At 69.4% G+C, this 24,978-nt stretch carries 16 protein-coding genes and 1 riboswitch; of the genes, 6 read left to right on the top strand and 10 right to left on the bottom strand.

Annotated features, from left to right (window positions below):
* Positions 1–13: 13 nt before the first annotated feature.
* Genes nuoL through nuoN form a run of 3 tightly spaced genes read left to right on the top strand, consistent with a single transcriptional unit; the run spans position 14 to position 5,150 of the window.
* On the top strand, positions 14–1,927 hold the full coding sequence (nuoL, locus tag OG246_RS04890; RefSeq protein WP_266456346.1) for an NADH-quinone oxidoreductase subunit L: 1,914 nt from the start codon (positions 14–16) through the stop codon (positions 1,925–1,927).
* Positions 1,928–1,932: 5 nt separating this feature from the next.
* A complete protein-coding gene (locus OG246_RS04885) occupies positions 1,933–3,504 on the top strand; it encodes an NADH-quinone oxidoreductase subunit M (RefSeq protein WP_266456343.1) in 1,572 nt (523 codons plus the stop codon).
* On the top strand, positions 3,501–5,150 hold the full coding sequence (gene nuoN, locus OG246_RS04880; protein WP_266456340.1) for an NADH-quinone oxidoreductase subunit NuoN: 1,650 nt from the start codon (positions 3,501–3,503) through the stop codon (positions 5,148–5,150). The genes OG246_RS04885 and nuoN overlap by 4 nt, the downstream gene beginning before the upstream one ends.
* Before the next feature lie 82 nt (positions 5,151–5,232).
* Here nuoN and OG246_RS04875 read toward each other — a convergent pair whose 3' ends face one another.
* Positions 5,233–5,718, bottom strand: coding sequence for a hypothetical protein (locus OG246_RS04875; protein ID WP_266456337.1), 486 nt, complete (start codon positions 5,716–5,718; stop codon positions 5,233–5,235).
* Positions 5,719–5,953: 235 nt separating this feature from the next.
* Between OG246_RS04875 and recQ the strand changes: the two genes are divergently transcribed.
* The gene (recQ, locus tag OG246_RS04870; RefSeq protein ID WP_266463868.1) at positions 5,954–7,939 is read left to right on the top strand and encodes a DNA helicase RecQ; all 1,986 of its coding nucleotides are present in this window, start codon (positions 5,954–5,956) and stop codon (positions 7,937–7,939) included.
* 258 nt (positions 7,940–8,197) lie between these two features.
* Here recQ and fahA read toward each other — a convergent pair whose 3' ends face one another.
* Positions 8,198–9,469: a fumarylacetoacetase gene (fahA, locus tag OG246_RS04865; protein ID WP_266456334.1), complete on the bottom strand. Its 1,272-nt coding sequence runs from the start codon at positions 9,467–9,469 to the stop codon at positions 8,198–8,200.
* 674 nt (positions 9,470–10,143) lie between these two features.
* On the opposite strand from fahA, the gene OG246_RS04860 reads away from it, so the two are divergent.
* On the top strand, positions 10,144–10,950 hold the full coding sequence (locus OG246_RS04860) for an HAD family hydrolase (RefSeq protein ID WP_266456331.1): 807 nt from the start codon (positions 10,144–10,146) through the stop codon (positions 10,948–10,950).
* On the opposite strand, the gene OG246_RS04855 is transcribed toward OG246_RS04860, so the two are convergent.
* Positions 10,947–13,190: an MMPL family transporter gene (locus OG246_RS04855; RefSeq protein ID WP_266456328.1), complete on the bottom strand. Its 2,244-nt coding sequence runs from the start codon at positions 13,188–13,190 to the stop codon at positions 10,947–10,949. The genes OG246_RS04860 and OG246_RS04855 overlap by 4 nt on opposite strands.
* Before the next feature lie 352 nt (positions 13,191–13,542).
* Here OG246_RS04855 and OG246_RS04850 point away from each other — a divergent pair, with 352 nt between their 5' ends.
* Positions 13,543–14,760 carry a sensor histidine kinase gene (locus tag OG246_RS04850; RefSeq protein WP_266456325.1) on the top strand — a complete coding sequence of 406 codons (1,218 nt, stop codon included), beginning with the start codon at positions 13,543–13,545 and terminating at the stop codon, positions 14,758–14,760.
* A gap of 11 nt (positions 14,761–14,771) precedes the next feature.
* Here the strand turns inward: OG246_RS04850 and OG246_RS04845 are convergent, their stop codons facing one another.
* The 7 genes from OG246_RS04845 to OG246_RS04815 all read right to left on the bottom strand — a co-directional run bounded on the left by OG246_RS04845 (position 14,772) and on the right by OG246_RS04815 (position 24,712).
* The gene (locus OG246_RS04845; RefSeq protein WP_266456322.1) at positions 14,772–15,446 is read right to left on the bottom strand and encodes a response regulator transcription factor; all 675 of its coding nucleotides are present in this window, start codon (positions 15,444–15,446) and stop codon (positions 14,772–14,774) included.
* 187 nt (positions 15,447–15,633) lie between these two features.
* Positions 15,634–16,941 (bottom strand): VWA-like domain-containing protein, encoded by a 1,308-nt coding sequence (locus tag OG246_RS04840; RefSeq protein WP_266456319.1) that lies wholly within the window; start codon positions 16,939–16,941, stop codon positions 15,634–15,636.
* Positions 16,938–18,197 carry an AAA family ATPase gene (locus OG246_RS04835; protein ID WP_266456316.1) on the bottom strand — a complete coding sequence of 420 codons (1,260 nt, stop codon included), beginning with the start codon at positions 18,195–18,197 and terminating at the stop codon, positions 16,938–16,940. Before OG246_RS04835 ends, OG246_RS04840 begins: the two co-directional genes overlap by 4 nt.
* A 96-nt stretch (positions 18,198–18,293) precedes the next feature.
* The gene (locus tag OG246_RS04830; protein WP_266456313.1) at positions 18,294–19,736 is read right to left on the bottom strand and encodes a hypothetical protein; all 1,443 of its coding nucleotides are present in this window, start codon (positions 19,734–19,736) and stop codon (positions 18,294–18,296) included.
* A gap of 185 nt (positions 19,737–19,921) precedes the next feature.
* The gene (locus OG246_RS04825; protein WP_266456310.1) at positions 19,922–20,671 is read right to left on the bottom strand and encodes a LysM peptidoglycan-binding domain-containing protein; all 750 of its coding nucleotides are present in this window, start codon (positions 20,669–20,671) and stop codon (positions 19,922–19,924) included.
* Between the two features lie 4 nt (positions 20,672–20,675).
* A riboswitch (cyclic di-AMP (ydaO/yuaA leader) is annotated at positions 20,676–20,826 on the bottom strand.
* A gap of 361 nt (positions 20,827–21,187) precedes the next feature.
* Entirely contained in the window at positions 21,188–23,185 is a 1,998-nt protein-coding gene (locus OG246_RS04820; RefSeq protein WP_266456308.1) for a CocE/NonD family hydrolase, read from the bottom strand.
* An 18-nt stretch (positions 23,186–23,203) separates the two neighbouring features.
* On the bottom strand, positions 23,204–24,712 hold the full coding sequence (locus tag OG246_RS04815) for a peptide MFS transporter (RefSeq protein WP_266456306.1): 1,509 nt from the start codon (positions 24,710–24,712) through the stop codon (positions 23,204–23,206).
* Positions 24,713–24,978 lie beyond the last annotated feature (266 nt).

The following is a 24,978-nucleotide window of genomic DNA, read 5'->3' as shown; positions in this document are numbered from 1 at the left end:
GGGTCGCTGAATCGTGGAGAACCTGATTGCGCTGCTTGTAGCGGCGCCTCTGCTCGGAGCGGCCGTACTGCTGTGCGGCGGGCGGCGGCTCGATGCCGTCGGCCACTGGATCGGTACCGCCCTCGCGGCCTCCTCCTTCGTGATCGGCGCGATCCTCTTCGCCGACATGCTGGGCAAGGACGCCGAGCACCGGGCCATCGGCCAGCACCTGTTCAGCTGGATCCCGGTCGAGGGCTTCCAGGCGGACGTCGCCTTCCAGCTCGACCAGCTGTCGATGACGTTCGTGCTGCTGATCTCCGGCGTCGGCTCGCTGATCCACCTGTACTCGATCGGGTACATGGAGCACGACGAGCGGCGCCGCCGCTTCTTCGGCTATCTGAACCTGTTCCTGGCGGCGATGCTGCTGCTCGTCCTCGCCGACAACTACCTGCTGCTGTACGTCGGCTGGGAGGGCGTGGGCCTTGCCTCGTACCTGCTGATCGGCTTCTGGCAGCACAAGCCCAGCGCCGCCACCGCCGCGAAGAAGGCCTTCCTGGTCAACCGCGTCGGTGACATGGGCCTGTCGATCGCCATCATGCTGATGTTCACCACCTTCGGGACCTTCGCCTTCGGACCGGTGCTCGGCACCCACGAGGAACCGGGGCTCGTCGGCGACGCGACCGAGGGCAAGCTCACGGCCGTCGCCCTGATGCTGCTGCTCGCCGCCTGCGGCAAGTCCGCCCAGGTGCCGCTGCAGTCCTGGCTCGGGGACGCGATGGAGGGCCCGACCCCGGTCTCGGCCCTCATCCACGCCGCGACCATGGTGACCGCGGGCGTGTACCTGATCGTCCGCTCCGGCGCGATCTTCAACGCGGCACCGGACGCGCAGTTGGTCGTCACGGTGGTCGGCGCCGTCACGCTCCTCTTCGGTGCGATCGTCGGTTGCGCGAAGGACGACATCAAGAAGGCCCTCGCCGGGTCGACGATGTCGCAGATCGGCTACATGGTGCTGGCCGCAGGGCTCGGCCCCATCGGCTACGTCTTTGCGATCATGCACCTGGTGACACACGGCTTCTTCAAGGCCGGCCTCTTCCTCGGCGCCGGTTCGGTCATGCACGGCATGAACGACGAGGTCGACATGAGGAAGTACGGCGGCCTGCGGAAGTACATGCCGGTCACCTTCGTCACCTTCGGCCTCGGCTACCTCGCGATCATCGGCTTCCCCGGTCTGTCCGGCTTCTTCTCCAAGGACAAGATCATCGAGGCGGCCTTCGCCAAGGGCGGCACCGAGGGCTGGATCCTCGGCGGCGCGGCCCTGCTGGGCGCGGCCATCACGGCGTTCTACATGACGCGCGTGATGCTGATGACGTTCTTCGGAGAGAAGCGCTGGCAGCCGGACGCCGAGGGTCATGAGCCGCACCCGCACGAGTCGCCCAAGTCGATGACGATCCCGATGATCGTGCTCGCCTTCGGGTCGGTCTTCGCGGGCGGCTTCTTCAGCATCGGCGACCGGTTCCTGCACTGGCTGGAGCCGATCACCGGGCACGACCACGGCGACGCACCGATCAGCGCCACGACGGTCACCCTGGCCACCATGGTGGTGCTCGTCATCGGCGTCGGAATCGCGTACGCCCAGTACGGGCGCCGTCCGGTCCCGGCCGTCGCCCCGCGTGGTTCGCTGCTCACCCGGGCGGCCCGGCGCGACCTGCTCCAGGACGACTTCAACCACGTCGTGCTGGTGCGCGGCGGGGAGCACCTCACGCGCTCCCTGGTGTACGTCGACCACACCCTGGTCGACGGGGTCGTCAACGGCACGGCGGCCTCGATGGGCGGCCTCTCCGGCCGGCTCCGCAAGCTGCAGAACGGGTACGCGCGGTCGTACGCGGTCTCGATGTTCGGCGGTGCGGCGATCCTCATTGCCGCGACCCTGCTGATGAGGGCGGTCTGATACCGATGTCCTTTCCTCTGCTGACAGCGACGGCGGCGCTCCCGGCCCTCGGGGCGATCGCCACGGCCGCCGTGCCGGCCGCGCAAAGAGTCGCCGCCAAGTGGCTGGCGCTGCTCGTCTCGCTCGCCACGCTGGTGCTGGCGATCGTGGTCCTGGTCCGCTTCGAACCAGACGGCGACCGCTACCAGCTCACCGAATCCCACGCCTGGATCGCGGACTTCGGGGTGCGCTACGAACTGGGCGTGGACGGCATCGGTGTGGCGCTCGTCGCGCTGACCGCGCTGCTGATCCCGTTCATCATCCTGGCGGGTTGGCACGACGCCGATCCGCACGAGACCGGCAACACGCGCTGGCGTCCGACGCAGGGCTTCTTCGCCCTGATCCTGGCCGTCGAGGCGATGGTGATCATCTCCTTCGAGGCCACCGACGTCTTCCTCTTCTACATCTTCTTCGAAGCCATGCTCATCCCGATGTACTTCCTCATCGGAGGCTTCGGGGACAAGGCCCACGAGCACGGCGACGAAGTGGCGGCCACCCAACGGTCGTACGCCGCCGTGAAGTTCCTCCTCTACAACCTGGTCGGCGGCCTGATCATGCTGGCCGCCGTGATCGGTCTCTACGTAGTGGCCGGGAACTTCTCGCTCCAGGCGATCGCCGAGGCCCGCGCCAACGGCTCGCTGGAGATGGCGACCAATACGGAGCGGTGGCTGTTCCTGGGCTTCTTCTTCGCGTTCGCCGTCAAGGCGCCGCTGTGGCCGCTGCACACCTGGCTGCCCAATGCCATGGGGGAGGCCACGACCCCGGTCGCCGTACTGATCACGGCAGTTGTCGACAAGGTCGGCACCTTCGCGATGCTCCGCTTCTGCCTCCAGCTCTTCCCGGAGGCCTCGAAGTGGGCGACGCCCGTCATCCTCGTACTGGCGCTCATCAGCATCATCTACGGGGCGCTGCTCGCGGTCGGCCAGCGGGACATCAAACGCCTTGTGGCGTACGCGTCGATCTCGCACTTCGGGTTCATCATCCTGGGCATCTTCGCGATGACCAGCCAGGGTCAGTCGGGCGCCACGCTCTACATGGTCAACCACGGGATCTCGACGGCCGCCCTGATGCTGGTGGCGGGCTTCCTGATCTCGCGGCGCGGTTCGCGTCTGATCGCCGACTACGGAGGGGTGCAGAAAGTCGCCCCGGTGCTCGCGGGCACCTTCCTGATCGGCGGCCTGGCGACCCTCTCGCTCCCCGGGCTCGCGCCCTTCGTGAGTGAATTCCTGGTCCTGGTCGGCGTGTTCGCGCGCTACCCGGCCGTCGGCATCATCGCCACCTTCGGCATCGTCCTCGCCGCGCTCTACACGCTCGTCCTCTACCAGCGGACGATGACAGGCCCGGTGAAGCCCCAGGTCGCGAACTTGCCCGACCTCAGGGTGCGTGAACTTCTGGTCGTCACCCCGCTGATCGCCCTGCTGATCTTCCTGGGCGTCTACCCGAAGCCGCTCACCGACATCGTCAACCCGGCGGTCAAGCAGACCATGTCAGACGTCCATAAAACGGACCCCCAGCCCGAGGTGGAGGCGGCCAAGTGAGCGCAACAGCCGTCCACAGCCTGTGGACAACCGCAGCCGACCCGATCTCGAAGATCGACGCGCCGAAGATCGAATACGGGCAATTGTCGCCCACCTTGATCGTCATCGGGGCGGCGGTCATCGGGGTGTTGATCGAGGCGTTCGTCCCGCGCAAGTCCCGTTACTACGCCCAGGTGTTCGTGTCCGCCGTCGCACTCGCCGCCGCGTTCGCCGCGGTCGTGGCGCTCGCGGCAGGCGGATACGGCACCACGAAGGCGCACATCGCGGCCATGGGCGCGATCGCCGTCGACGGGCCCGCGCTGTTCCTCCAGGGCACGATCCTCCTTGCCGGCCTGCTCGGCGTGTTCACCTTCGCCGAGCGGCGGCTCGACCCGGAGGCGCACGGCAACCGGGTCGACTCGTTCGCCGCGCAGGCCGCGTCCGTACCCGGAAGCGACAGCGAAAAGGCCGCCGTGAAGGCCGGGTTCACCACCACCGAGGTGTTCCCGCTCCTGCTCTTCGCGGTCGGCGGCATGCTGATCTTCCCGGCGGCCAACGACCTGCTGACGCTGTTCATCGCGCTGGAAGTCTTCTCGCTCCCGCTGTACCTCCTGTGCGCCGTGGCCCGCCGCAAGCGGCTCCTGTCACAGGAAGCGGCGGTCAAGTACTTCCTGCTCGGCGCCTTCGCCTCCGCGTTCACGCTCTTCGGCATCGCCCTGCTGTACGGCTACGCGGGCTCGGTGTCGTACGCCACGATCGCGCAGGTCGTCGACGGCACCATCCAGAACATCGACCCGGCACTCGCCGACACCATGGGCAACGACGCGCTGCTGCTCATCGGCGCCGCGATGGTCGTCATGGGCCTGCTGTTCAAGGTCGGCGCGGTGCCCTTCCACATGTGGACGCCGGACGTCTACCAGGGTGCGCCGACACCGGTCACCGGCTTCATGGCCGCCGCGACGAAGGTGGCCGCGTTCGGCGCCCTCCTGCGGCTGCTGTACGTCGTCCTGCCCGGCCTGCGCTGGGACTGGCGGCCGGTCATGATGGCCGTCGCGATCGTCACCATGCTGGGCGGTGCGATCGTGGCGATCACACAGACCGACATCAAGCGGCTCCTGGCGTACTCGTCGATCGCGCACGCGGGCTTCATCCTCGCGGGTGTCATCGCGACCTCGCCGGACGGTGTCTCGTCGGTGCTCTTCTACCTGGGCGCGTACTCGTTCGTCACGATCGGCGCCTTCGCCGTGGTGACTTTGGTGAGGGACGCGGGCGGGGAGGCGACGCACCTGTCCAAGTGGGCGGGGCTCGGACGCAGGTCTCCGCTGGTGGCGGCCGTGTTCGCGGTCTTCCTGCTGGCCTTCGCGGGCATCCCGCTGACCTCCGGCTTCGCCGGAAAGTTCGCCGTGTTCAAGGCGGCGGCGGAGGGCGGTGCGGGAGCGCTGGTCGTGGTCGGTGTGATCTCGTCGGCGATCGCGGCGTTCTTCTACATCCGGGTGATCGTGCTCATGTTCTTCAGTGAGCCGCGGCCGGACGGGCCTACGGTCGCCGTGCCGTCGCCGTTGACCATGACGGCGATCGGGGTGGGTGTGGCGGTCACGTTGGTATTGGGTGTGGCGCCGCAGTACTTCCTGGACCTGGCCGGTCAGGCCGGGGTGTTCGTGCGCTGAGTCGCGCCGAGTTTCGTGCGCTGAGTCGCGCCGAGTGCGGATCGGGACCCGCTCCCCTGGGGGAGCGGGTCCCGACGCGTTTTCAAGGGCACTTCACCTTCGGGTTCCACGGCTCGAACAGGCCGCTGGGGTTGGGCTTGTAGATCCAGGCGTGGAGTGTGTAGAAGCCTGGGAGCACCGTGTTGTCGAGGTCCTTGCCGAACAACGTCGGCGGCTTGGCCTGGCCGGTGTCCTCGACGACCCACTCCACCGCGACCAGCTTGCGCTTGCCGTATGCCCCGGTCTCGTACAGGAGGGCCGCGGGCGTGGCCGGGTCGAGCGAGTTCAGGTACTCCTTGTTGAGGTAGTGGTAGCCCATGCCGCCTGCCGCGCTGGAGGCGCACGTCTCGGTGCGGGCGTATCCCGCCTTGATGCCGAACGGCTCGTACGCGTACGCCCCGGTCGCCGTGTACGTCTCGCTGAGCTCGGTCCAGACGTCGGGGTGTTCGTCGGCGGCGTGGGCCGGGGCGGCGGCCAGGGACAGGGCGGTGGCCAGCGCGAGGGCGCAGGCGGCCTTGAGGGGGGACATGTCGGGGGCTCCTAGGGGAGAGGGGCGCGTGGGGCGCCCGTGAGCGGAGCGGGCCTCCCCCGTCCCGCACGAGCAGAATGTCCCGTTCTGCCTGGTGGCCGCCATCCGGCGAACCCATTGGGCTGACAGGGAGCGGGGTGGTCCATGGGCCGGCCTGTGGATAACTCCGAGGCTGTCGGCGCGGAGCCCTATGGTGGACGCAGTGGTCGAGGCGCGACGTACGGGGGACGGGACGATGGGCGGGACGGGTGTGATGACCGAAGCGGATGCGACGGAGACGCTGGGTGAGAGCGAGGCGCTGGCCACGCTCCACCGGGTCTTCGGGTACGACGCCTTCCGCGGCGAGCAGGAAGCGATCATCGAACATGTGGTGACGGGCGGTGACTCCGTCGTCCTGATGCCGACGGGTGGCGGCAAGTCGCTCTGCTACCAGATTCCGGCCCTGGTCAGACCCGGTACGGGCGTCGTGGTCTCCCCGCTCATCGCGCTGATGCAGGACCAGGTGGACGCGCTGCGGGCGCTGGGCGTCCGCGCTGGCTTCATGAACTCGACGCAGGACTTCGACGAGCGGCGGACGGTCGAGGCGGAGTTCCTGGCGGGGGAGCTGGACCTGATCTACCTGGCTCCGGAGCGGCTGCGTCTGGACAACACGCTGGACCTGTTGTCACGCGGGAAGATCTCGGTCTTCGCGATCGACGAGGCGCACTGCGTGGCCCAGTGGGGGCACGACTTCCGCCCCGACTACCTGGCGCTCTCGGTGCTGGGCGAGCGCTGGCCGGACGTGCCGCGGATCGCGCTGACGGCCACCGCCACGCGCGCCACGCACAAGGAGATCACCCAGCGCCTGGGCATGCCGGACGCCCGGCACTTCGAGGCGAGCTTCGACCGGCCCAACATCCAGTACCGGATAGTCCCGAAGGCCGATCCCAAGAAGCAGCTGCTGGCCTTCCTGCGCGAGGAGCACGCGGGCGACGCGGGCATCGTGTACTGCCTCTCGCGCAAGTCGGTGGATGCGACTGCCGAGTTCCTCGCCCGCAACGGCATCGAGGCGGTGCCGTACCACGCGGGCCTGGACTCTGGCACCCGCGCGCGTCACCAGTCGAGGTTCCTGCGCGAAGACGGCCTTGTCGTGGTCGCCACCATCGCGTTCGGCATGGGCATCGACAAGCCGGACGTACGGTTCGTCGCCCACCTCGACCTGCCGAAGTCGGTCGAGGGCTACTACCAGGAGACGGGCCGCGCGGGGCGTGACGGACTGCCGTCCACGGCCTGGATGGCGTACGGGCTCCAGGACGTGGTCCAGCAGCGCAAAATGATCCAGAGCTCGGAGGGCGACGAGGCGTTCCGCCGCCGGGCGGCCGCCCACCTGGACTCGATGCTGGCCCTGTGCGAGACGGCCCAGTGCCGGCGCTCTCAGCTCCTGGCCTACTTCGGCCAGGACCCGCACACGCCCGCGTGCGGCAACTGCGACACGTGCCTTACGCCGCCCGAGACCTGGGACGGCACGGTCGCTGCGCAGAAGCTTCTCTCCACAGTGGTGCGCTTGCAGCGCGAACGGGGGCAGAAGTTCGGCGCGGTCCAGATCGTCGACATCCTGCTCGGGCGCCGGACCGCCAAGGTGATCCAGTTCGACCACGACCAGTTGTCCGTGTTCGGCATCGGTGAGGATCTGGCCGAGTCCGAATGGCGTGGTGTCGTGCGGCAGTTGCTGGCGCAGGGGCTGCTCACGGTTGAGGGTGAGTACGGGACGCTGGTGCTGACCGAGGCGAGTGGGACGGTGCTGCGGCGCGAGCGGGAGGTGCCGTTGCGCAAGGAGGCGCCGAAGCCGGTGACTGCGCGCTCGTCGTCCTCTCGGGGAGAGAAGAAGGCCAAGGCCGCCGTGGCCGAGCTGGCGCCGGAGCTCGTGCCCGCCTTCGAGGCCCTGCGGGCCTGGCGTGCCGAGCAGGCTCGTGAGCAGGGTGTTCCGGCGTACGTCATCTTCCATGACGCCACGCTGCGGGAGATTGCCACGGTGTGGCCCGGGTCGGTGGCTGAACTGGGCACCATCAGTGGTGTCGGCGAGAAGAAGCTGGCTACGTACGGGGAAGGGGTGCTGGGGGTGCTTGGCTCGCTGGGCGGTGGTTCTGGGGAGGCGGCGGCTCCGGCGGTCGGTGAGGCGCCGGATCCGGACTGGCCGGAGATGGGTGAGGAGCCGGAACCGGAGCCGGAGGACTGGGGCTAGCCCGCCGGGGCGAGGGCCAGTACCGGGCGGGGTGGCCTCCGTGACCGGGCGGTGGCGTCCGCTACCGGGTGGTGGGTCGGGGCCGTGCCGGTACGTCCCGCCCGTCGCCGCCGGATCAGACGTTGGCCAAGAGGTGTGGCGTCCGGTGACGCGAACGTACGCGACGGGCTTTTGGACGTACCGGCACGGCCCCTTCCGTGGGGTGGTGGCTGCGGGTGCGTGGGGGCTCGTGTGCTCTCTGCCGGACGCGGAAGTCCCTCAGGCGGTTGGTTTGATCCGTCCTGTTACCTCGCCCAGGCCTACCCGTGTTCCGCCTGGGCCCGGGGCCCAGGCTGTCAGGGTCACCTCGTCGCCGTCCTCCAGGAATGTGCGCTTGCCGGTGGGGAGGTCGAGGGTGTCTCGGCCGTTCCAGGTGAGTTCGAGTAGGGAGCCGCGTTCGGACTCGGTGGGGCCGCTGACCGTTCCGGAGCCGTAGAGGTCGCCTGTACGGAGCGAGGCGCCGTTGACCGTCATGTGGGCCAGTTGCTGGGCGGCCGTCCAGTACATGGTGGAGAACGGGGGCTCGGAGACGACGTGGCCGTTGATGGCTACGGAGATGCGGAGGTCGTAGCCGCCCGGCTCGTCGTCGGAGTCGTCCAGGTAGGGGAGGAGGGGGTGTGTGCGCGAAGGGGGTGCGACCCGGGCGTCGGTCAGGGCGTCGAGCGGGGTGATCCACGCCGACACCGATGTGGCGAAGGACTTGCCGAGGAAGGGGCCGAGAGGGACGTACTCCCAGGCCTGGATGTCGCGCGCCGACCAGTCGTTGAGTAGGCAGAGGCCGAAGACGTGGTCGCGGAAGGCGGAGAGCGGGACCGGCGTGCCCATGGCCGAGGGGGCGCCGACCACGAAGCCGACCTCCGCCTCGATGTCCAGCCGGACGGAGGGGCCGAAGACGGGGGCCGTGTCGGTGGGGGCCTTGCGCTGGCCCGACGGGCGTACCACCTCCGTTCCCGACACCACGACCGTGCCGGACCTGCCGTGATAACCGATGGGCAGGTGCTTCCAGTTGGGGGTGAGGGAGTCGGCGGCGTCGGGGCGGAAGATCTGGCCGACGTTCCGGGCATGGTTCTCGGAGGCGTAGAAGTCGACGTAGTCCGCCACCTCGAAGGGGAGGTGCAGGGTCACCTCGGAGACGGGGTGGAGGTGGGGTCCGAGCGTCTCGCGGTGGGCCGGGACCGTCACCCATGCCGTGAGGGCGCGGCGGACGTCGGACCAGGCCGTGCGGCCGGCTGAGAGGAGGGGGTTCAGGGTTGGCCTGGCGAGTAGTTCGGCGTACGGGGAGCCGAGGGCCCTTGCTGCCGCGCCCGCGTCGAGCACGTGGTCGCCGAGGCGGACACCGACGGTTCGTTGTCGGGAAGATTCCCTGGTTCGCTCACCGGTTCGCTCACCGGTTCGTTCTCCGGGGGTGGGCGGGGGGTTCAGGGAGAACACGCCGTACGGCAGGTTGTGCGGGCCGAAGGGATCGCCCTCGGGGACGTCGAAGGGGGGCATCGGGTGGTGCCTCGCTCTCGTGGCTTGCGGGTGCGTACTCACTACTCACTCACCATGTGGTTCACGTGGTTCACGTGGTTCACGTGGTTCACGTGGTTCACGTGGTTCACGTGGTTCACGTGGTTCACGTGGTTCACGTGGTTCACGTGGTTCACGTGGTTCACGTGGTTCATACGGTCCGGGTGGTCCGGGTGGTCCGGGTGGTCCGGGCGGTCTTGGGGTTCCACATGTTCCATGTGTTCTACGTGGTCGCGGCACACGTTACGGGGGAGTGAACCTGCTGCGGCAGTGCCTGAAGAGTGGGGAATGTTCAGATAGGTGATATTTCGATAAGTCTTGTTCGGTTACGTCGACTTCTGCCAGGGCAGGCGGTCGGCGATCAGTTCGGGCGGGTTGGCGGGCAGTCCATGTCGAAGACGTGTGTCTCCCCGTACTCTCTGGTCCAAATCGGTTCAGGGGCAGTATCTGTACGGCGGCGATTGCACAACTGCCCTGCGTCCCAAAGGGGTTCGCTGCGGGGCCGCATGGCCGTCAGGGTCGGCGGCGGGTGAAACCCGTATGGGCTGAAGTGAACCTCGTACTGGCCGTGCGGTGAACGGCGTTGCTGACGGGATACCGGACGTCGTCCGGTTCACGCCGGGCCGATGAGTCGTTCGATCCGTATTCTTCGGATCATGGCCGCTCCGACTGCATATTCACTTATCGCCACTGACCTGGACGGAACGCTGCTGCGCGGCGACGACACCCTCTCCGACCGGTCGCGGGCCGCGTTGGCGAAGGCCACGGCCGAGGGTGCCCGGCATCTGGTGGTGACGGGACGGCCGGCGCCGAGAGTGCGACCGCTCCTCGACGAACTCGGCAGCCAGGGGCTGGCGGTGTGCGGGCAGGGGGCGCAGTTGTACGACGCCGGCGCGGACCGTCTGCTGTGGTCGGTGACCCTGGACAGGGAGCTGGCCGAGACCGCGCTCGGCAAGATCGAGGCGGAGGTCGGGCAGGTCTACGCGGCCGTGGACCAGGACGGTGTGGACGGGCTCACGCTCATCGAGCCGGGGTATGTGATGCCGCATCCGACGCTTCCGGCGATGCGGGTGTACCGGCGCGACGACCTGTGGACGGAACCGATCAGCAAGGTGTTGCTCCGTCACCCCTCTTTGTCCGACGACGAGTTGGCGATGACGGCGCGTGCGGTGGTGGGTTCGCTGGCGACCGTCACCATGTCGGGGCCGGGGACCGTCGAACTCCAGCCATGCGGCGTGACCAAGGCGACGGGCCTGGCCCTCGCCGCCCGCCACCTCGGTCTCGCCTCCTCCGACACCATCGCTTTCGGTGACATGCCCAACGACATCCCGATGTTCGACTGGGCCGCTCGGGGCGTGGCGATGGACAACGCCCATCCGGAACTCAAGGCGGTCGCGGATGAGGTGACGCTGTCGAACGAGGAGGACGGGATCGCGGTGGTGTTGGAGCGACTGTTCGGCTAACCCCGGGCCTTCACGCTGTAGTCGTGAGTGGGGGCGTGGCCTGACTGATCCTCGGCGGCCAACGTGGGCTTGCGGTGCGCCAGTTTCTCTCCTTCGATGTCGACGTTGGGCAGGATGCGGTCGATCCGCGCGGGCAGGGACCATGCGCGGTCGCCGAGAAGGGCGAGTACGGCGGGGACGATCGTCATGCGGACGATGAAGGCGTCGAAGGCGACGGCGACTGCGAGTCCGAAGCCCAACGACTTGATCATGGGGTCGTGGGCACCCATGAAACCGGAGAAGACGGTGATCATGATGAGGGCCGCGACGGTGACAACCGTGGCGCTCTGTTTGAATCCCGCCTCGATCGCCGTGCGGGCGTCGGCGCCGTGGACGTATGCCTCGCGCATGCGGGAGACCAGGAACACCTGGTAGTCCATGGCCAGGCCGAAGACGATGCCGACCATCAGGACGGGCATCAGGCTCATGATGGGGCCGGTCTGCTCCAGGCCGATCAGATCCTTCAGCCAGCCCCACTGGAACACCGCGACGAGCGCTCCCAGAGCGGCCAGTACGGAGAGCAGGAAGCCGAGGGCGGCCTTGACGGGCACCAGGATCGAACGGAACACCAGGATCAGTACGAGAATGGCCAGTCCGACGACGACCGCCAGGTAGGGCGCGATCGCCTTGCTGAACTTGGCGGAGACGTCGATGTTGAGGGCCGTCGTGCCGGTCACCAGGGAGCGGGCTCCCGTTTGGGCGCCGGTGCTGTCGGCCAGGGAGCGGATGTCGCCGACGAGTTCCTTGGTGGAGTCGCCGGCCGGTGGGCTCTTGGGGATGACGGTGATGATGGCGGTGTCGCCCGCTTCGTTGAAGACGGCCGGGGCCACGGCGGCCACATCGGGCAGACCGGTGAGGGACTTGCCCAGCTCCTCCGAGCCGGTGCGTGTGACGGCGGGGTCCTGGTTGTCGACGGTTACCGTGAGCGGGCCGTTGAAGCCGGGGCCGAAGGACTGCGACAGCATGTCGTAGGCCTTGCGCTGGGTGGAGGAGGCAGCCTTGGAGCCGTCGTCCTGCAGGCCGAGTTCGAGCTTCGTGGCGGGCAGGGCGACCACACCGAGACCGACCACCGCCAGGAGCAGGACCTTCGCCGGCTTGCGCAGGACGTAGGAGATCCATCGCTGTGCCAGTCCCGTGCGGCCGGACCGGAGTCGGAGTGCGGCGAGTCGGGTGGTGGACTGCTTGCGGGCCTTGCCGCCGATGCGTTCGCCGGCGAAGCCCAGGAGCGCGGGGATCAGCGTGACGGCGACGAGAACGGCGACGACGACGGCACCGGCGGCGCCCAGACCCATCATGGTCAGGATCGGCAGGTTCACCACGGCCAGGCCCACGAGCGCGATCACCACGGTCAGTCCGGCGAAGACGACGGCTGATCCGGCGGTGCCGTTGGCGCGGGCGGCGGCTTCCCTGGCGTCGTGGCCGGCGGCGCGTTCGGAGCGGTAGCGGGAGACGATGAACAGGGCGTAGTCGATGCCGACGGCGATGCCCAGCATCGTGGCCAGGGACGAGGTGCTGCTGCTGAGATTGAGCGGCCCGCTGAGCGCCGTGATGGCGGACATGGTCACCCCCACACCGACCAGCGCGGTGACCAGGGGGAGGCCGGCGGCGATCAGCGAGCCGAAGGTGATGAAGAGGATGACCGCGGCCAGAGCGAAGCCGATGGCCTCGGCCATGGAGCTCTCCGCGGCTTCCGCCACCGCGTTGCCGGACGCCTCCACCGTCAGTCCCTGATCGCGGCCCGACTCGAGTGCCTTGTCGAAGCCGGTGTGGTCACGGTCGGTCAGGTCCGAATCCTTGACGGTGTAGGTGACCTGCGCGTATGCGGTGGTGCCGTCCGCGCTGACCGTCTTCGCCGTGAACGGGTCGCTGACCTGGGCGACGTGCGGCGAGGAGTTCTTCACCTCGGCCAGGGTCGCTTCGAGTGCTTCCTTGTTCTCGGTACCGCTGATCTTCCCCCCGTCGTGGGCCCGTATGACGAGGCGGGCGCTGGCGCCTTCGGCATTGGCGGACGGGAACTTCTCCGCCAGCAGGTCATTGGCGCGCTGTGCTTCCGTACCGGGCAGGGAGACGGTTGAGCTCTGCGGGCCCGAACCGCTCGCGGCGGCGGCGCCCATGACGCCCAGGACGAGCGCCCACAGAAGTACGACCAGTCGGCGCCGCTGGAAGGCGGCCAGGCCGATTCGGTGCAGGAAGGTGGCCATGAGGGTGCGACAACTCTCTGTCTGTCGAAGGTCTGTCGGAAGGTCTGTGATGGTCCGGCGGTGGTCTGGCGGTGGTCTGGCGGTGCGAACGGACACTGCGCGGCTACTGGGGTCCAGTGGGAGGGTTCAGCGGGAGGCCGGCACGGAGGACGCTTCGCCGTCGACGCCTTGGCCGTCATCGCGAGCCGTGCTGGCCGGCGGCCGGGCCTCGGAGGTGGGTCGCCGGCCGCCGTGATCACCATGGTTCCGCCGGGGCGGTCCGTGCCGTGTCGGCCGTTCGGACGCCACGCTCACCGGCCTGTCGGTCATTCGGCCGACACCGATCCAGGCCTACGCTCCTACGCTGATCCGCGTGGACTGGAAACTCCCGCTCAACCCGGCCGGCGGCAGGCTCATCAAGATCAGCAGCCTGATCGCCTTCACGCTCACCTGGTTCGCGGACTTCGCACTGCTCGGCCGGGGCCCCGATCCGTTCGGATCACCCACGACATGGCTGCCCGTGATCGTCACCGGTCCGCTGATCGGGCTGCTCGCACTCGGCGTGCCGCGCTCGGCTGACCTGGCCAAGCGCGTCATCGGCGCCGTGACGATCTCCTTCGCGGTGACCGTCTGGAGCCTGATCGAACCCCCCACCCTGCATTGGTGGGGAGCACTGGAGACCTGCGGGCTGCTCTTCCTCACCGTTCACACCACGGCGCACGCCTGGCGGCCCGGTCGCGCGACCGCCTACACCCTCGCGCTGGTCGCCGCGATCCTCGCACTGCCGCTGCGCAGTGGATCATGGGGCGCTTTCCTCGCCGGCGGCTACGTCCTGACCATCGCCCTGGCGATCTGCATCGTCATCGGCTGTGCCATCCGTGCCCTGGAGGTCCGCCGGGAACGCGCCGTGCACGACGTACGCCAGGCGGAACGCCTTGCCCTCGCCCGGGACCTGCACGACCTGATCGCCCACCACATGACCGGCATCATCGTCCAGGCCAACGCCGCGCTGACCATCCAGGCCACCGCTCCCGACAAAGTGGATCCCATCCTGCGCACCATCGCCCGGTCCGGCACGGAAACCCTGGAGTCGATGCGCCGCCTCGTACACGTCCTGCGGGAGGACAAGCACCCCGCCCTGCGCCCCGGCGACCTGCTCACCGAACTGGCCGATCTCGTCTCCGCCCACTCCGCCGCCGGCGGCGACACACCTGCCCGGCTCGAAGTCACGGCAGCCGCCCGCACCACCCTCCTCAGCCCCGAAATCGAGCTCACCGTGCAGCGGCTGGTCCAGGAAGCCCTCACCAACATCCGCCGCCATGCCCCCGGCGCCCGCACCACCGTCCACGTGGACGCGGACCGTGCGTGGCTGCGTGTGACGGTCACCAACACCGCGCCCCCTCACAAGGCCGCCACGCCCGCCGGCGGGCGCGGCGGCTTCGGCCTGCTGGGCCTGCGCGAACGCGTCGAAGCGCTCGACGGAACGGTCCGCGCCGGCGCACTCCCCCACGGAGGCTGGGAGGTCCACGCCGCCGTCCCGCTGGCAGCACCCGCCGCCAATGCCTTCCAGGACGACCAGCCCAAGCGTTGACGGGCGCGGCGTCAGCGGTCCGTGTGCACCGCGCCGTGCTCCCACGCCCACGCCGCGACTTCCACCCGGTTACGGGCCTTCAACTTGGCCTGGATCCGGGCCAGATACGTCTTCACCGTCGACAACGACAGGAACAGCTCGTCGCAGATCTCCTGATTCGTACGTCCCACAGCCACCAGACGCACGATGTCCAGCTCGCGCTCACTGAGCCCGGCAGCCCCCGAGTCACCCGACGCCGAGCCCCGCTCGGTCTCCTCCAGCCGACGCAGCAGGCGGACCGTCACCGCCGGTGACACCAGGGCATCCCCACGGGCCGCCGCCTGCACCGCCTCCACGAGCAGCCCCGGAGAGGCGTCCTTCAGCAGGAATCCGCACGCCCCGTTCCGCAGTCCGGTCCGTACGTAGTCGTCCTGGTCGAACGTGGTGATCAACACGACGTTCATCGGATCGGCCACGCCCGGCCCGGCCAGCTGCCGCACCACGTCCAGACCGTCCAACCGCGGCATACGGATGTCGGTCAGCACCACATCCGGGCGCAGCCGGCGTGCCAGATCGATGCACTCGACACCGTCGGCCGCTTCCCCGACCACGGTGATGCCTGGCTGCGCCCCCAGAATCAGGCTGAATCCGGTCCGCACCAACTGCTGGTCGTCGGCGATCACCACATCGATCTGTGTATCGGCCACTACTTGTTCCTACCACAGTGCGTGTCGGCCGGCCGGGGGCGTCCGGCTGCAGGCATTCCATTTCCTCGGGGTGAGACACCGGTCGCCATGGTCACCACGATTGCGCCGGGCGAGACCCGCCGCGTCGGCCGCACGTACCGGTTCCACGCGAACCTGTCGGCCATTCGGCCGACACCGCCGCCGGAGATCAGTGAGCCGACCCGATGTCCACCACTCGTGCCCACTCGGGCGGCGACTCCGGTACGTAGTCGGGATCGTCCTCGTCCCAAGACGGGGCCATGTGCTGCCGGGGGAACAGGCCCACCACCGTCCGGCACGGTGGTCGGGTGGCCGGCCAGGGTGTCTGGCCGTCGGTCAGGGCCACGATGACATCCGGCCGGGATCCGGCTCGTAGCGCCTTCGCGAAGCCCGTGCGCAGATCCGTACCCCCGCCGCCCACCAGCGGGATCCCCTCGGCACGGCACAGCGGGTGTGCGATCCGGGCCGCCGCGTCGCACGGCACCACGGTGATCAGGTCGCGACGGCCGCCCAGGGCACGGGAGATCGCGGCAACTTCCAGGAGCGCGCTGCCCAGTTCGGCGTCACTGACCGAACCGGATGTGTCGATGACCACGGAGACCCGGGGCGGTCTGCGTCGGAGGCTCGGCAGGATCGCGCCGGGCACCCCGGCCGAGCGCCGCGACGGCCGGCCGTAGGTGTAGTCCTCGCCCGCTCCGGAGCCGGAGGCCGCCGAGCGGACCGCCGCTCCGAGCAACTCCCGCCACGGCTGCGGCGGGTGGAACACGTCCTCCGCCCATCGCCGCCACCCCTGCGGGGCGTGACCCTGGCGGGCCTTGATGCCCTGCGCCACCCGGAACCGGACCGCGTCCCGTTCCTGCGCGCTGAGGCCGTGCGCACCGTCCGGCCCCAGCTCCCACTCCCGGTCGAGTCCGTCGGCGCCGCTGCCGCAGTCCAGCCAGGCCGCGTGCTGCGCGTACAGGCTGAGCCGTACGTGGCCCAGATAGGTCTCCATGAGCTGGCCGTCGGGCAGCCCCAAGGTCCCCGGTACGACGGCGTCCTCGGGCTGGATCAGCCCGTCGCCGAACGCGTCGTCGTTGATCTCGCAGTCGGCGGCGATGTTCATCCGGAGTCGTTCCCCGGGGCCGGTCAGCTCGTGTTCCCGGGCGTATCGGTCGCTGCGCCCGTGGTGGTCGCGGAGCAGGTGGGAGACCTCATGGACCCATACCGCGGCCAGTTCCTCCACCGGGGTCCGGTCCACGAAGGCCGGCGAGACGTAGCACCGCCAGTGCCGGTCGACGGCCATCGTCGGTACCCGGCGCGACTCCACGGTGTGCAGGGCGAACAGGGCCGTTGCCAAGTAGGGCCGGGCGCGGGCGGCGTGCAGTCGGGCGGCGAAGAGTTTGTCGAGGTCGAGGTCGGGGCTGGGGCTGGGGTCGGGGCTCAGCGTCCCCGATGCGTCCGGGTCCGGGGCCAGGCCCGGGTTCGAGGTCGTCATCGTCCGGCCTTCGCGGTGACCGCGGCACGGGTGGCGGCCTGTGCCGCTGCCTGGTCCGCGCGCCGGGACAGGGACACCGCTCCGGCGAGCTGCTCGATCGTTGCCGGAACGTCCCAGTCCTCCTGGCGCAGTGTGGCGAGCGTGGTCGCGGGGACGACCACCAGGTCCGGGGCTCCGGTCTCCACCGCCCGGACCAGGAGCGCCCACGCCGCGTCCCAGCGGGACTTCTCCGGACGCTTGCGGACCGCCGCCACCACACCGTCGAGCACTGCTTGGCGCAGGTCCCCCCTCTCGGGCAGGGCGGCACCCGTTGGGTCGGCGAGAAGCGATTCGGGGTCCGGGAGGTCCATCCGGTCCAGGCTTGCCAGCAGTTCCAGGCCAGGACCGTCCCCGACCGTGCCTCTGACCAGCAGGGAAAGTACCTCCCGGGAGGAGCCGGCCGCGGTCGCGAAGGCGATCAGGCACAGGGTCATCTCCCAGCTCCGGGGTGAGGGCCAGGGGCCGCCCCGGCGGGTTTCGTTGCTGGGCAGTTGGTGTACGAGTTTGGGCCGGCCGGTGAGGAGTCCGCACACCGCGCGGCGGGCGAAGTCCACGGCCTCCGGCAACCTTTCCGGGGCGAGCAGCGGCAGTGTCGCCCGGGGCCAGGTCCCGCCGAGGCCGCGTACGACGACGTCGTGGTCGTGGGTCCACTGGAGATGGACGAACCGGTTGGCCAGCGGCGGGCTCAGTTCCCAGCCGTCGGCAGCCGAGGACCGCGGATTGGCGGCGGCCACGATCCGTACGCCGGGCGGCAGTTGAAGTGAGCCGATGCGCCGCTCGAGCACGAGGCGGAGCAGGGCGGCTTGAACGGCCGGCGGCGCGGTGGACAGTTCGTCCAGGAAGAGCAGCCCCCGGCCGGCCCGTACCAGGCGAACTGCCCAGTCCGGCGGGGCCATCGGGACACCCTGTTCCGCGGGATCGTCTCCGATGATGGGCAGCCCCGAGAAGTCGGACGGCTCGTGCACGCTGGCGATCACCGTGGTCAGCGGAAGATCGAGGGCCGCGGCGAGCTGTGTCAGGGCAGCGGTCTTGCCGATCCCCGGCTCGCCCCACAGGAGTACCGGCAGGTCGGCGGCCACGGCCAGTGTCAGGGCCTCCAGTTGGATGTCGGGGCGCGGTTCGGTGGTGGCGTTGCGCAGCAGGGTCAGCAGGTCGCCGGCTACGTCGAGTTGGGAGGTGGGAGCGGTGGCTGCGGCGGACGGGGTGCAAGTGGGCATGTTTGATCACCTTTGGGTTCGTGGTGGGTGCGGGGACGAAGGCCCCTCCAGGAGCGGGGGACGAAGGTCCCTCCGGGGTCGCGAGGTCTCCCCGCGTCAGCGCAAGGTCGCCTGACGCGGGCGCGAGCGCCCGCGTTCACGGGGACGGTGACAAGCCGGGTGGCAGCTGATGCCGTCGGGCCCGGGTCCCGGCGCGGGTCCGATCAGGCCCGCCCTGAACAGCCCGTACGTGATCCGCCGTGCCGCGGCCGCCTCCAGCTCGTCCCGCAGGGCGCCGCCGCGCAGCACCGCGTCGGGGCCGAGCAGGCCCTCGACGACGGCCAGCGCGCCGGCGGTGTCGCCATGGACCAGGCGTTCGCGGACGCCGACGAGACAGTCCGGACGACGGTGCGCCTCGTCGATGGCCTGCAGGCAGGGAAGCGGAGTGCCGGTGAGCGCGACCAGCAGTTCCTCCCGGCGGACCTCGGCGGGGTCGTGGTCCAGCGCCGCCAGTACCCCGTCGACCAGGCCGATCCGGTGCTCGGCCCCACGGCACTCCACGAGTCGCGGTTGGCCTGCGGCCCGGTCCGGAACGGGGGAGGAGCGGGTCGGCGAGCGACCCGCCACCAGTGCCGAGGCGACCAGCGGATGCAGCCGGTCGACCTCGATCGAACCGGTGCGGATCAGTTCCAGGTCGGGCAGCACCCAGGTCGCCGCGTCGGGCAGGACGTGCAGCGCGGAGGCGCTGCCGTCCGTGGGCGCCGCGCCGATCCGCATGACGGGCGACGCGAGGCCGTCTCTGTCCGCGGTCAGCTCCAGGGCCAGCCGATGCCGGGCCCCGAACCGCACGGCGACGGTACCGGTGCCGTCCGTACGCCCTTCGGCGTGCAGCAGGATCCCCGCCTCGGCCGCCCATCGGTCGACGGCACACCGGCGTTCCTGCGGCACCATCCCCAGCGGATCCGGGTCGGCGGAGGAGGCGCGCGGCCGATCGGCCCCGGACCGGACCCTCAGTTCCTCGGCCCTGCGCGCGTCCCACAGGTGCCGGTGCAGGTCGAGCCGGTACCGCCGGTTGGGATGAGGGTGAGGGTGAGGATGCGGATGCCGGTATGAGCCGGACTCGAAGCCGGGGCCGCCCCACAGCGCGAGGCTGATCCGCTGGCCGGCGTCCGCCCAGGCAGGCGGAGTCCGCACCACGAGGTACACCGGGTGCTCGCCCTCACGCCCCGCGGCCACGTACTCGTACCGTGCCAGGGCGATGGTCAGACCCGGGCGCAGCAGCCCGTCAGGAGCGACCCTCGGCAGGTGCCAGCGCAACAGGTCAGGAGCCAGATGGCGGAGATCGGCCCGGATCTGGGCCGCGAGGTCGTGGCCATACGTGCGCGCCACGGAACGCAGATTGAAATCGACGTCGATACCTGCGGCGGCACACGCCCCCGCCCAGTCCCCGGCGGAGCGGCGGGCGGTCGCAGTCTCGATCATGGAAGGCGGCACGGCGAACTCGCGCACGCGCAGCCAGAAGGAAAGGCGGGAATCCCCATTCGCGGTCCGAGTGAGCATCAGCACTCACCTTGCGCGGATGGGACCCCCAATCTGCCTACGGATTGAGTCATCATCGCGGCGAGCATAACGCTCCCGACCGCGATCCGGCAGGTGCATTTTTGAGGCGCATGGAGAGGCGCATGGATCTGCCGGTTCCATGCGCCAGTTGTCCACCGGCGGTTGTACGGCGATGAACTGCCCGCTCAGTAGGCCCCGTTGACGTTGTCGATCGAACCGTACTTCGCCGCGGCGTAGTTGCAGGCCGCCGTGATGTTCGCGACCGGGTCGTAGGGGTCCATCGAGGTGCCGGCCACGTGGTAGGCGGCGAAGGTCGGGTCGATGACCTGGAGGAGGCCCTTGGAGGGGGTGCCGGCGGCGGCGTTGGAGTCCCAGTTGTTGATGGCCAGGGGGTTCCCCGCGGACTCGCGAATGATGTTGCGGTAGATGCCGTCGTAGGTGCCGGGGATTCCGGACTTGGCCATGACGTCCAGGGACTCCTTGATCCAGCCGTCGAGGTCGTCCGTGTAGGTCGTGGTGGTGGCCGCCGCGGATTCCGTGGTGGAGGCGGTCGACTTCGTGGCTGTTTGGGAGGTTTTCGTGCCAACCGTCAGGGTGGTGCCCGGACGCAGCGACGCCGGGTCGCTGCCGATGACCGCGGCGTTGGCCTTGTAGAGCGTCTGCCAACTGCCGTCCTTGGTGTGTTCCCGCGCGATCTTGGACAAGGTGTCGCCCGCGGCGACCTTGTACGTGACGAGCTTGACGTCGGGGACGGCGGCGGGAGCGGACTTCGCCGCCGCGGTGACCTGGGCGGGCACGGACGCCTGAGTGGCGGCGTGGGCGCCGGTCGCGCTCACCAGGGGGAGTGCGAGCGCGGCTCCGCCCGTTCCTGCCGCGACCATGCCGCGGGTGAGGTGGTTGGTCCTGGGGCGGCGGTGCTTGCCTCGTGCGGGCATGACGAATTCCTCTCCGGCGCCTGCGAGGTGAGCTGTCGGGTTCGGGCGGGAGCTGCCCGGCCGCGTATTGGGTGCGGCTTCACCCCTAGCCGTTCCGGTGTCCGGATCGGCGGCTTACCTGGGTCCCCCGCTCCTGCCGTGAGCGCGTGGGTGGGTGGGTTTCCGGGCGGCGGCAGGATTCGGCGTTCCGCCTGGATCGACGCGAACGTATGCGAGAGCACATGTCGGGAACAAGGCCCGATTTCGCGGCGTAGATCGCTTTTGCCTCGGTGGATTGCAGCGAGAATCGCCCGATTCCACCGGAATGTGAAACTCAACTTACCTTTCGCGAATGGGCAATTGTGAACCGGGGTCAGATGTCGATCTTGTCCGGACGTGACCCATTTCACGCGACCAAGCATGAACAAAGCGGCGACGCAGGCAATCTAGGTGCAATACGGGCAATCGCTGGACGCTCGAAAGCGCGATGACCGGCGGCCGCCTAGGGCCTGTCCGGCATGATCCGCCGGACAGGCCTTAGCCCGCAGTCCGCGGAATTCGCCGCTCCCACGTCCGGTGGAACACCACTTCGTCCCCGTCTTTGCAGATCAGCTCGTTCAAGGTGATGAAGTCATCGGCATCGCAGGTGATTTCGGAGGTCGTCGAGACCCGCGCATCCCAAGGCAACTCCGGCCGATGCAACCGGATCGACCAGGTCGACCGCGTCCGGGCCGACAGCGGATCCGATTCATTGATCGTGTACGTCTCCACCGCGTCCTCCGTGAATTCGAGGCCGTCGGGATAGACGCGGGTGCCGCCGTAGCGGGGGTCGACTTCGAGGCGCCACTCGCCCTTGGCGACGTCGCGTACGACGAGGCGTTCGGGGCGTGGTTCGTCGAGGGTCGCCGGGACGACGACGCCCAGGGGTTCGGACTCCTCCGGCTCCTCGAAGGTGATCGGGGATGTCGACTGCCTTGCCCGTACGGGGAGTTCGAGGGAACTGCCTGCCGGGTCCAGGGTGAAGCCCGCCTCCGAGCCGGGCTGGGGCCAGATCCACGGCCAGTACGCGGAGGAGACGGCGAGGCGGATGCGGTGACCGGAAGGGAAGGCGTGGCCGATGCCGTTCAGGTCGAAAAGCACGTCCTCCGTAGAGCCCGGTTTCCAGGGAACCGCCTGGTCACGGCCATGGCGTGCTGACAGGTTCAGGACGCCACGGGTGACGAGAGTGGAGGAGCCGTCGGGGGCCACGTCGCAGACCCGGGCGATCACCTGGCCGCGCTCGGCCCAGGACGTCAGCCGCAACCGCACCTTCGGGCGGCCCAACACCCAGGTCTCCTGCGGGACTTCGAACTCGAAGCAGGCCGAACGCCCGTCCTCCTCCCGCTGGTCCGGGGGCAGGTCGGCATCGTTCCCGAAGGGGAAGAAGCGGCCCGCGTCCACGCCCGTGTGCTGCGGGGAGCGCACCAGCACCGGCGCACCCTGAAGGCCGTACGAGACCGGTGTCACGGAGGGGGACGGCCAGACCTCGTCGCCCACCCACCGGCCCGGCAACACGTCGTACACCGTTGCCGGGCGGTGCGAGTCCATGACGTACGAGCGCAGGAGCGGCTCCGACATCACGCCCGTGTCACCGTCGCGCAGCCAGTGGTCCCACCAGCGCAGCGTCTCCTGGAGGAAGCCGATCGCCGGTCCCGGCGGCAGGCCCCGGTCCGGGTACTGGTGCGACCAGGGGCCGATCAGGCCTCGTACGCGATCCGGTGGCAGGTTCTCGACCAGGCGCAACACCGTGTCCCGGTACGGGTCGTGCCAGCCGCCCACCGCGAGGACGGCGGCCTGGATCGCGCCGTAGTCCTCGCAGACGCTGCCGTGGCGCCAGTACGCGTCCCGGGTCTGGTGCTCGAGCCAGGTGTGGATGAAGGGGTCCACCGCCTCCAGCCGCTTCACCCACATGTCGTGCCACATCACCTCGCCCACGTGCACCGGGTCCGGCGGGCGGGCGACGAAGGCGAGCATGGTGGCCGCCCAGGCGTGCATGTCCACGGCGAGGACGGAACCTCCCATGTAGTGCACGTCGTTGTCGTAGCGGTCGTCCGCCGAGCAGACCGTGACGATCGCCTTGAGCGGTTCGGGCGCGAGGGCCGCGATCTGGAGGGAGTTGAAGCCTCCCCAGGAGATGCCGAACATGCCGACCCTGCCCGAGCACCAGGGCTGGGACGCCAGCCAGTTGACCACTTCCACCCCGTCGGCCAGCTCCACCGCCGAGTACTCGTCCGTCGGCATGCCCTCCGAGTTGCCGTGGCCGCGGACGTCCACGCGGACGGAGGCGTAGCCGTGACCGGCGTACCAGGGATGGCGTTGCCAGTCGCGCGGCGCGGTCCAGTCCGTGAGCCGGTACGGGAGGTACTCGAGGAGCGCCGGTACGGGCTCGTCGGTCAGCGGGCGCCAGATGCGGGCGTACAGGCGGGTGCCGTCCGGGAGCGGGATGAGGACGTCCTCGTGAGCCGTCTCGTAGGGGAAGGACGTACGGATGCGCATGGTGGGATCCCAGTGGCTTCAGTGGACGGGGTGCATCGTGCGGCGCAGCCACGGCGCGAGTGCCATCACGGCGAGGCCCGCGGCCACCGCGATCGCGCCGTTGACGCCGAAGTAGGCCGGCTTGGAGACGTCGTCGTAGAGCTTCACGGTCTGGGCCTGGATGCCGTTGGCGAGCGCGAGGGACAGGAACCAGAGGGACATCGTCTGGCTGGTGAAGGCGGCCGGGGCGAGCTTCGTGGTGGCCGACATGCCGGAGGTCTCCAGGAGGATGTCGCCGAGGCCGAGCAGGAAGTACGAGCCGACGATCCACCACGCCGACATCAGATAGTCGTCGCTGCTGTGGCCGCTGGTCGGCAGCACCATCAGGAGGAACGACAGACCGCCGAGCACGACCCCGATCGCGATCTTGTTGGAGGCGTGCGGCTGGCGGTGGCCCATCCGGACCCACAGCGCGGCGACCACGGGCGCGAGGGCGACCTCGAAGGCGCCGAGCGCGGAGGCGTACCAGCTGGCCGGGAAGTCGTAACCGAGGATCGTGGTCTCGGCGTTCGACGCAGCGAGCAGCATCATCGTCGAGTACGCCTGGAAGAGGATGAAGTTGAAGACCGTCGAGGCGAGGAAGAGGACGATGTACGGGCGGAGGCGGCCGCGTTCGGCGTCCGTCACCCGGGGGCTTCTGAACATCACCACGAAGTAGACGACCGGCGCGATCACCGAGATGAGGGTGAGCAGGTCGACGAAGCGGTCCATCGTCAGGTAGCCGACCAGCGCGAGGAGAGTCGCGAGTACGGCCGCCGCGAGGATGCCGAGGACGATCACCAGGACCGCGCGGCGCATCGCGTCGGGAGCGAGCGCGAATTCCGCCGCGCGCTTGCGTCCGGCCAGGTGACGGCGGCCCATGACGTACTGGATCAGGCCGAAGGTCATGCCGACCGCCGCCGCCGAGAAACCCCAGTGCCAGCCCCGGTGGTCGCCGAGCCAGCCGGTGATGAGCGGGCCCGCGAAGGCGCCGATGTTGATCGCCATGTAGTAGAGGGCGAAGCCGGCGTCGCGGCGGTCGTCGTCGGTGCGGTAGAGCTTGCCGACCATGGTGGCGACGTTGGGCTTGAGCAGGCCGGTGCCCGCGCTGATCAGACCCAGGCCGACCCAGGTCATGGTGGCCGTCGGCACCGCCATGGAGTAGTGGCCGCAGGCGATCAGGATGCCGCCCCACAGGACCGCGCGGTACGAGCCGAGCATCCGGTCGGCGAGCCAGCCCCCTGCGACCGAGACCAGATAGACGAGCGTTCCGTACGCGGCCGACACCGAGGCGGCCGTGCCCGACGACATGCCCAAACCGCCGTGGGCGACGGTGTCGGCGAAGTAGAGGACGAGGATCGCCTGCATGCCGAGGAACGAGAAGCGTTCCCAGACCTCCAGGCCGGAGAGGGTGAGCAGGCCCCTGGGCTGGCCGAAGAAGGCGTGGTCGTCACCCGGAGGCGGCGGCGACTCGCCGCCGGGCTCGGTTTCGACGGTGCTTCGGGACACGGCGGCCGGTCTCCTTGCTGGTCGCTGCGGGGCACGGGGTGACGGGGGCGTTGGGCACGCTGCGGGGCACGGGGTGACGGCGCGCGCCGGGGACGCTGCGGGTCACTGCGGAGTGTGGCAAGTAGGCGGATATCGGCTCGTATTAGTTGATCAAGAACATACCTCTCGTGATCGGATACCGCCCGGGCTGCGCCCCGTCCCTCCCGCCCGGGGGAACTCGTGAGGGAAGTCGGCTACAGGGACGGTGGGCGCTCGTGGTGATCGAA

It is taken from the genome of Streptomyces sp. NBC_00620, from assembly GCF_026341825.1.
In the GTDB taxonomy this organism is placed as follows: domain Bacteria; phylum Actinomycetota; class Actinomycetes; order Streptomycetales; family Streptomycetaceae; genus Streptomyces.
This window is presented reverse-complemented; position numbering and strand designations above follow the sequence as displayed.

Bases quoted from the DNA above. Each gene is read 5' to 3' on its own strand.
- recQ (WP_266463868.1), top strand. From the start codon at position 5,954: ATGGGCGGGACGGGTGTGATGACCGAAGCGGATGCGACGGAGACGCTG.
- OG246_RS04835 (WP_266456316.1), bottom strand. From the start codon at position 18,197: ATGCCCACTTGCACCCCGTCCGCCGCAGCCACCGCTCCCACCTCCCAA.
- OG246_RS04825 (WP_266456310.1), bottom strand. From the start codon at position 20,671: ATGCCCGCACGAGGCAAGCACCGCCGCCCCAGGACCAACCACCTCACC.
- OG246_RS04875 (WP_266456337.1), bottom strand. From the start codon at position 5,718: ATGTCCCCCCTCAAGGCCGCCTGCGCCCTCGCGCTGGCCACCGCCCTG.
- OG246_RS04820 (WP_266456308.1), bottom strand. From the start codon at position 23,185: ATGCGCATCCGTACGTCCTTCCCCTACGAGACGGCTCACGAGGACGTC.
- OG246_RS04840 (WP_266456319.1), bottom strand. From the start codon at position 16,941: ATGACGACCTCGAACCCGGGCCTGGCCCCGGACCCGGACGCATCGGGG.
- OG246_RS04885 (WP_266456343.1), top strand. From the start codon at position 1,933: ATGTCCTTTCCTCTGCTGACAGCGACGGCGGCGCTCCCGGCCCTCGGG.
- OG246_RS04830 (WP_266456313.1), bottom strand. From the start codon at position 19,736: ATGCTCACTCGGACCGCGAATGGGGATTCCCGCCTTTCCTTCTGGCTG.
- OG246_RS04855 (WP_266456328.1), bottom strand. From the start codon at position 13,190: ATGGCCACCTTCCTGCACCGAATCGGCCTGGCCGCCTTCCAGCGGCGC.
- fahA (WP_266456334.1), bottom strand. From the start codon at position 9,469: ATGCCCCCCTTCGACGTCCCCGAGGGCGATCCCTTCGGCCCGCACAAC.
- OG246_RS04860 (WP_266456331.1), top strand. From the start codon at position 10,144: ATGGCCGCTCCGACTGCATATTCACTTATCGCCACTGACCTGGACGGA.